The 7,961-nt window shown below is 31.2% G+C and carries 10 protein-coding genes; 2 read left to right on the top strand and 8 right to left on the bottom strand.

The genetic code is table 11. The annotated features are described in order from the left end of the window. Positions 1-53: 53 nt before the first annotated feature. From CW357_RS17480 to CW357_RS17445, 7 genes are all read right to left on the bottom strand, one after another. Positions 54-416, bottom strand: coding sequence for a DUF3139 domain-containing protein (locus CW357_RS17480; protein WP_124218733.1), 363 nt, complete (start codon positions 414-416; stop codon positions 54-56). A 198-nt stretch (positions 417-614) separates the two neighbouring features. Continuing rightward, entirely contained in the window at positions 615-1,217 is a 603-nt protein-coding gene (locus CW357_RS17475) for an HAD family hydrolase (protein WP_124218732.1), read from the bottom strand. Positions 1,218-1,525: 308 nt separating this feature from the next. Further along, complete coding sequence (locus CW357_RS17470) at positions 1,526-1,957, bottom strand: NUDIX domain-containing protein (protein WP_124218731.1); 432 nt, start codon at positions 1,955-1,957, stop codon at positions 1,526-1,528. A gap of 135 nt (positions 1,958-2,092) precedes the next feature. Continuing rightward, positions 2,093-2,662 (bottom strand): histidine phosphatase family protein, encoded by a 570-nt coding sequence (locus CW357_RS17465; RefSeq protein ID WP_124218734.1) that lies wholly within the window; start codon positions 2,660-2,662, stop codon positions 2,093-2,095. 136 nt (positions 2,663-2,798) lie between these two features. Further along, on the bottom strand, positions 2,799-3,071 hold the full coding sequence (locus CW357_RS17460) for a DUF5412 family protein (protein WP_124218730.1): 273 nt from the start codon (positions 3,069-3,071) through the stop codon (positions 2,799-2,801). Positions 3,072-3,627: 556 nt separating this feature from the next. Beyond that, positions 3,628-5,049 carry a M1 family metallopeptidase gene (locus CW357_RS17450; protein ID WP_164489648.1) on the bottom strand — a complete coding sequence of 474 codons (1,422 nt, stop codon included), beginning with the start codon at positions 5,047-5,049 and terminating at the stop codon, positions 3,628-3,630. Between the two features lie 255 nt (positions 5,050-5,304). Next, the gene (locus tag CW357_RS17445; RefSeq protein WP_119416948.1) at positions 5,305-6,045 is read right to left on the bottom strand and encodes a class I SAM-dependent methyltransferase; all 741 of its coding nucleotides are present in this window, start codon (positions 6,043-6,045) and stop codon (positions 5,305-5,307) included. A gap of 256 nt (positions 6,046-6,301) precedes the next feature. Here CW357_RS17445 and CW357_RS17440 point away from each other — a divergent pair, with 256 nt between their 5' ends. Both CW357_RS17440 and CW357_RS17435 read left to right on the top strand, forming a co-directional pair. After that, positions 6,302-6,760: a LytTR family DNA-binding domain-containing protein gene (locus CW357_RS17440; RefSeq protein ID WP_119416947.1), complete on the top strand. Its 459-nt coding sequence runs from the start codon at positions 6,302-6,304 to the stop codon at positions 6,758-6,760. After that, complete coding sequence (locus CW357_RS17435) at positions 6,757-7,167, top strand: DUF3021 domain-containing protein (protein ID WP_119416946.1); 411 nt, start codon at positions 6,757-6,759, stop codon at positions 7,165-7,167. Before CW357_RS17440 ends, CW357_RS17435 begins: the two co-directional genes overlap by 4 nt. Before the next feature lie 223 nt (positions 7,168-7,390). Here CW357_RS17435 and CW357_RS17430 read toward each other — a convergent pair whose 3' ends face one another. After that, on the bottom strand, positions 7,391-7,810 hold the full coding sequence (locus CW357_RS17430; RefSeq protein WP_124218728.1) for a VOC family protein: 420 nt from the start codon (positions 7,808-7,810) through the stop codon (positions 7,391-7,393). Between the last annotated feature and the right edge of the window lie 151 nt (positions 7,811-7,961).

Raw genomic sequence — 7,961 nt, 5'->3', positions numbered from 1 at the left:
CTAAAAAACGCAAGTTTTTCAGTGCCCTCGCTTCAACCTACTGAGGGTTTCTTCTAATACCCACATTCTACACTTTCCGAATGCAGATATAAGTCGTTTTCTGTGCTTCCTGACCAGCCTGTTTGGAATACTTTTCCTTTGCTTACGTTGTAAAAGTATCGAGCTTTTGGTTCGTCATTGAAGACCACTTTTACCGTCCACTCGTTTTTGTGTGATAAGAAAATGCCAGGGATAGAATGTTCGACTGTGATACTTTTCATATCACTTTTATAATATTCTTGGTTTACCATTAGATAATCTAATGCTTCGTCGTATATTTGTTGTTTACCAAAATGAACATAGATTGTGAATGCTAATATGATAATTAGGACAATAGCTGCTGTTATGAACAACATCAAGCCTTTTTTTAACGCCATATGTCCACCTTCCGATTTTCATTATAAAGATTAATATGATGAGAGATCTTCATCATTTTTCACTTTATTTTATCAAAAGATTGGGTGTTTGTCATATTTGTGATGATGAAATTCTACAACTCTTTCAAAAGAAAAAACTTTCTTCCCTGGTGCTTTGAAACAACTGGATAATCTTAAATAATTGGTCCTACCCCGCTTTTAAAACAATTCCAAAAGGTCGTCAAATTTCTCTATCACGTAATCATAGTCAGTGACATCTCCAAAGCCATACTTGGCGAAAACAAATGGTATACCTGCATAACTAGACGCCTTTAAATCGCCTTCTGTGTCTCCTATATAGACAGGCTTTGAAAGGTTGTTTCTTTCCATGATCAATTTGATGTTTTCCCCTTTAGCTAGACCCGTTCTACTTGGGATTTCATAGTCCAAAAAATATTTATCAAGTTGATGATATTTGAAAAAGCCATCGATATAACCCTGTTGGCAATTGCTGACGATGAACAGTTTATATTTCTTAAAAAGTTTATTTAATACAGCTTCTACATTTTCATAAAGCTCCCCACCGTATTCTTCTATATATTCCCCTTCAATTTCAAAGCATTGTTTAATAATTTTAGTTCGAGTCTGGTAATCTAAATTTGGAAACAATTTTCTACTGATATCATCCATTTGAAGCCCCATCGTTCCTTCAAAATCTTCTCTAGTTAGCTTCTTTTCTTTAACTACATCATTCCAAGCAAGTAGCACAGTATCTATCGAATCCCAAATAGTTCCGTCCAGATCAAAAATGATGCTATCCATATGTATGCCCTCTTTCATAAGCTGCTTCTTTGAATTAAAGTTTGATTCACCTAAAACCCCTGTAATAAATGCTTTTGTAAAACTTTATCAATTTTAGTTTTGTAAAAAGATTGAAATTTAGGATTTGCTATTCTTTTAGTATTGAGGCTTCCAAGCTTCTTACGCACATTTTTATTATGAATAATAAGTTGAATATGTTGTTCATTTTTATAATATTCATTGAACCATTCATATTTTTTAAGCGTAGAAATATTTCTTGAAATATCCTCCTCGGGAACCGTTTATGTATAAAACTTTTTACTTTATTATTAAATATTTAAATACTGTTTTATTAAGTATAAATGATGTTCATGAAAGAGATGCTTTTCTAAATAATTTAAATCGACCCAGCGCATTGTTTCTTTCTCAACTGGCTCTGTTATCTTTTCTAGTAGCTCACAAACATATAAAGATCCAATATTATGTTGAGAATCAAAAGGATATTTTTCAGAAACCCAGTGTCTTTCAGCTTTACCTATAAGCTCAACGATTTGGATTTCATGACCTGTTTCCTCAATGCTCTCTCTCAATAATGCACGTTCAGGAGATTCCTCTCCTTCAACCCCTCCACCAACTAAAAATAAATTCCCATCCGAATCTTCTACACATAAAAATTGTTGGTGGTCATTTCGAATGAGAGCATATGCTCCAGTTCTTTTCCAATAATTTAAAGCATAATTACGTTTACCAAAAGTTTTCATTATTATCCTCCCAATTGGAATCTAAGGAAAATATTATAGCATAAAATTTGCCTCCTAAATATCGTTTGGTAAACTTTTAACCCTTTAAAAAGCTTTCGTTCGTTTTTATCCCTTAGCAATTTCTAGAGATACATTTTATTGATTATCGCTAATTCTTTCATACCATAGTCTTTGAACGTTCAGTAATTCCTGTTCATTAAATTCCATTCTATATATATCGGGTTTTAATGTGCCATGTAGAAAATTCAAGTCATAGGAGCTATTGAAATATCCCATCATTAATGTCATGACAGCCCCGTGGGTTCCTATCACTACTTTTTTATTTTTAAAAGTATCTAATAGTTCTTTTAAAACTTTTATAGCCCTTTTTTGACAGTCAGCATTTGATTCTCCTCCCTCTAATGAAAAATTCGGATCTAAAAACGACTTTTCCAAAATCTGATTCAATTCCTTATCAGCTAATCTATTATTTCCAGTAGAAAATATTCTCTCTTTTAAATCTTCAAAGACTAAAACTTCTTGCCCTATTTGTTGAGCTATCTTTTCAACAGTTAATATTGAACGTATGTATGGACTAGAAATAACTGCATCGATTTTTTCATCTTTAAATATGTCAGTTACTCGCCCGGCATCTAAATAACCTTTTTCAGTTAACCCTCTGGTTCTATCATTTCCTTCTTTTGGCGACTCGCCGTGTCTCACCATATAAACTAAAGTACTTAATATATTTTCCTCCAATATGTTTCTCTTATTTTCCCCTCTTCAACTCTACTGCCTCATTTAAAAGCTATGAAAATTGGGTATATAGTTACCTACTTTTTTAGGAACGTTTTTTTAATGTTTATTCATTTGCTTTTCTGAAATCATAAATTCTATTAATCGGCAATTGTTTATCTTGGAAAAATATCGTTGAGTTATTTAACCAGCCAACATTTCCTAAGGCAGCACTAACTAGAAAAATATTTTTCTTTTTTTTAGTTCCTAAATTCTCTAAAACACCTATATAAGAAACGTCTGTTCTAAAAAATATTCCTCCATTAAAATATATCTTGAGTATATAATCTCTCTCTGGTGAGATATAAGAGCCAACTAAATTTTCACTTTTCACATCCATATTTTCAACTTGTTAATATTAAAATTAAAGTAAAGTATTATTATGATAAACAACGAAAGAATACCTAAGATATATTTTTTCATTTGTACCCTCCTATGATTTTCTTTAAATTATAACGATAATAACTAACAAAAGTTTCCAAATTATTATTTGGTGACATTTCGTAAAAAAAGATTACAATATGGCCCTTTTTACCAAAATGAGCGCAATCCTTATTTCAGAATCGCGCCCTATTATTGAACTCCTAAGGCTGTTAAAAATGACAGACTTCTAAAACTCATGCTTCTGTTAGTTGAACTTACTAATCATTAGAGAATTTGGTAATAAACTGTTTCATTAGTACATTACCAAAAAGGGATTTATCCTATTTAGAGCATTGCCCCAATTATTTGAATAAAAATGACTTCATATTTTTCTAGAATATCTTAATTTAATATACGTTGAATTTTCCTCTGGAATTCTTTCATTATTGAAATTTAAAACCTTTGGCTACATAAAATGGAATTCCCTTCATATTTCCTTTTTGAACAGACACCCATTCATTACAGATAGCTTATTACTTTTCTAATTTAATCCAACCCTCGAAATAAGAATCGTTATTTAAGTTTAGATAATTTTTCAAAAATCTAATAAATTCATTCGTATCGATTTCCTTAAACTTATAATTTTCATAGTATTCTCCTAGAAAATTTTCAGCTTGTTGTTCTCCTTTATTTTCTTGAAAAACCTTCCATAACATCTCTTGAGATTTCCCATAAATATAAGTACTTTGTTCTTTAAGTGAGTACTCATCTAATGAGAGGTTGACAGGCAGTGGAAAGTCTTTATACATCTCCTCATTCACAGTAATTTCTTCTCCCTGGTACTGTGCATAAAACAACCTCGATGCAAAGTTCGCTAGCCCTTCATCTAACCAAGCATCATGATATGGATCATTACTAATTACACCATAAAACCATTGATGAGCAATTTCATGAATAACCATGCTCTTTAGAGAATCTTCATCTACAGGGGTACCCCTATAGATGGAATTTGCTGTTACAACTCCAGGATATTCCATTCCTAATTCATCTAATATAATATCTAATTGCTTATGCGGATAAGGTCCTATTGTATCTTGAAAATAAGTAAGAGCATCAATTGCTAATTTCATGATGTCTTTATGCAAATCTTTTCTATCATCAACACCGAAAACTCTTATCGTAATATTACCAATCTTTTTTTCAACAACATTAGGCTCCTTTAATAAGGCTATATAAAAATCCTTTATGTCTTTTCCAACTAATATGCCTGATTTTCCACTTGGATACGTATCATCATCACTTGAAGAAATAATCGTTAAATTATTGGATAGTTTGTATTGAATTTCAAAATCACTAAATGCTGTATGATATGTTTCGCCTCTCATTCTGTAATCTTCCTTATTCCACTTATGATCTCTATAGGTAGCAATCATTGGATACCATTGCGCTAAAAAATAGTTTTTCTCATTTGCTGTGAATCGTAAACCTTTTTTGGGAAGAGTGAAATCATATTGAACGTTAACTATTACTTCATGATTAGGCTTCAATTCTTGACCCAATTTTATTTTTAATGTATCCTTCTCTAAATTAAATTTCACTTTCTCTCCATCAACTTTAATACTTTTAATACTTACATATGATGGAGTAGCTAATTGTGGCGAATTCGGTTTCGTAAAGATATTAGGTATAAAATAGAAGACAAGCTCTTTCCAATGATCAGTGGATATGTTTTTAATTTTGCTAGTTGAATTAACCCTAAATTTTCCTTTCTCGTCCATCTCCAAGCTAATTTTGTATTTTGCTTCACTACCAGCAGGCTTACTTTTTGGTATAAACTCTACATTATCATGACTATTCTCATTTTCAATTTCTTTTGTTTCTATTTTTCCACAACTACTTATCAGGAATGAAAGGCAAGCAAGTACAGATAAAATAAGAGCTGTTTGTTTCTTCAAAATAGAATACTCCCTTCGTTGTTTACCTCTTCTTATATTCCACATTCTTACATATATAACCTTTACAAACCAAAACAGGTAGCAATAAAAAACGAGTTGATATTTGATATGGATATCAACTCATTCTTAATGTAAACCATGTTTATAAAGCTTTTCATAATAAGCTGTATAAACAATATTCAAAGGAAAACCTTTCTACAACATTTCTTGGGTTATTGCGTCTTTACAAACTTTCATTTGGGGACATTATTAGATTTAAGTTCTGCATTCAAATACATGAAATGAACTTCCTTCGCCATAACCGTCAATAACTTCATGGAGAATAATTTCATTAAAGCCATTAGTTTTTAAAATATTTTCAAATTCTCCCGATTCATAAAGACGAATTGGGAAATCCATTATTTCTGATTCTTCAATTTGCCGATCTTTAACTAATTGATATTTTAATTTTGTATTTAACATCTTACTAGATCGGTCATAATTGACTTTCTTATATTCAATAATCTCGTTGCTATCAAGGTAATGTCTATTTGTTTCAATCCAATCAGGAATCTCTTTAACTGAACCTGTATTTGTCATAACGGTTAAAAGTAATTTTCCATTTTCTTTTAATAAAGTTTTCATATTAGTAAGACTCTCTTTAGCTAATTCATCTGGCAAAAGTGAAAAGGATCCAAATGGTATCAAGATTAAATCATAATTTTTACCGTTTTTAAATTCTTCTATTTTTCCAAAATAAATATTTGGATTAAGATTTAAATTCTGACCTTTTAGTTTACATACTCGCAACATTTCTTCAGAAATATCAAAACCTTCAATATCAATTCCTTTTTCCATAAAAGGAATCAGCATTCTCCCGTTTCCACACATAGGTTCTAAAACTTTCATCTTTTTATCTGTTACAAAAGATAGAAAAAACTCAAGTTCTTTTTCGTCTGCAATAGACTTATTCTTTTCGTATATCTGTGTGCAAAGTTCTCCGTAATATTCATTCAAGATAATCACCTCACATTATAATTCTATATTTCTATTAAAATAAACTGCGGCGTTAGCATATCCCTTCTCTGTAAGTCACCAACTATTTTCTACATGTTACCCTTCATTTTCCTTCCACTTACTAGATTTTGGAAACTTTAAAGGAAATTTATCATAAAATTGGATTAGAAGTTAATGAAAGGAGGCATTACAAGGGCATTTATCAATAGACATTCAGAACTGTGACAATTTTAAGCTTGAAAGAGGTGTCCGAAATTTGAAGCTTTTTAATCATATTGATCAAGCACTTAAAGAGACAAGAATTACTATCGAAGTTCCTGAGTTGGATGAACATATACAGGAAATAATTGACTTCATCAATAGGAGGGAGCAACAATTCCTTATAGGAAAAAAGGGAGAGATGCAACATATTCTCAAGCCGGATGATATCGAGTATTTTCATACTGAAAACGATCATGTAATTGCTGTGACGGAGACAGATTCTTTTATATTGAAAGAAAAATTATATGAATTAGAGGCCAAACTCCCCTCTAAAAAGTTTATCCGCTTTTCTAAATCGGTGATCGCCAATTTACATCAGTTGAACCGTTTTGAACCGTCTTTCAATGGTACTCTCTGTGTTTACTTCAAATCAGGAAAGAAAGAATATGTATCTCGAAACTACGTACCTGTGATTAAAAAAGCTCTAAAATTAAACAGGAGGAAAGAACAATGAAAACATTTATAATCCGCAGTTTCATCGGTATTTTCTTTGGAAGCTTTGTTGCGGTGTTAATCACTAATTTAAGTATTCTTTTTGGAGATTTGGTAATGATAGATGGATCATTATTTTTGAAAAACTCCATTGGTTCTATTCTCTGTGGTTGGCTTTTTACAGTCAGTCCTTTGTACTTTGAAAACAGGAAATGGAATCTTCTCCAGCAGACCATTGCTCATTTTTTAACCGTCATTCTGCTATATCTCATCTTAGCATTCTCGATTGGATGGCTTCCATTTACCATCATTAGTATTTTGTTAACATTATTCATCTCCATTGCCGTCTATACAATCTTTTGGATTGCATTTTATCTTTACTTCAAAAATCAAGCACGGAAGTTAAATGAGGACTTAAAGAAAATATAAGGTTAATACGAAAATGAAACTGATAGCCAAACAGCTAAAATCTTTTGCATTAACTGTTCCATTCATAATTTAAGGTCAATCTTGAATTATTTCTGGTTGACCTACTTTTTTGTATGTGTTCTATTATAACGGTTGGCTTCTCCTTATAGATACATAGGGAATATTAGCATGTATATTGTGTAAGTTCATTATTTTTAGTCTTCGTTTAAAACGATATATTTTTCTATAAATTAATAAAATATTTTTCTCTAAAAATTGGACTTAGTTCGCTCCAAACATCAAATTTATTACCATCTAAATCAAAGAAAACAAAGTTTCTTCCAGCATGTCCTCTGTTTTCAATTTCTCCAACTCGTATTTCTTTATCTTTAAACGCTCTATGAATCTCCTCTAATGCATTTAGTCCATTAACTTCAAATGTTATAGCAAAATGTTCTTCACCATAACAATCATAAAAGTTCAAGCTTTGATTTTCTTTAGATTTAACGAGAAAAAAACTTTGGTTTGCAAAGTTAAGAATCGCTTTATCTTCGTCTTTGTAGCTTAGCTCTGCACTTAATTTATTTACATACCATTCTGAAGATAGTTCTACATTATTCACTGGTATATATGTAGTTCCTACCCTTAACAATTTATTGATCATACGATTCCCCCTATCTAATGCTTGGTAGTTAAGCTTTCTCTCTTTGTATATTTTCTCCTTATAAGTTTGAATGTAGTATAGATGTATGGACACACTCTAGTTAAATTATTTATGATAGAACAAACGAGAGGACGTGTCCGAATATGAAACA

Origin of the sequence: Rummeliibacillus sp. TYF005 (assembly GCF_003844195.1) — a bacterium.
Lineage (GTDB): Bacteria > Bacillota > Bacilli > Bacillales_A > Planococcaceae > Rummeliibacillus.
The sequence above is the reverse complement of the archived record's forward strand: the minus strand, read 5'-3'. Positions and strand labels throughout refer to the sequence as shown.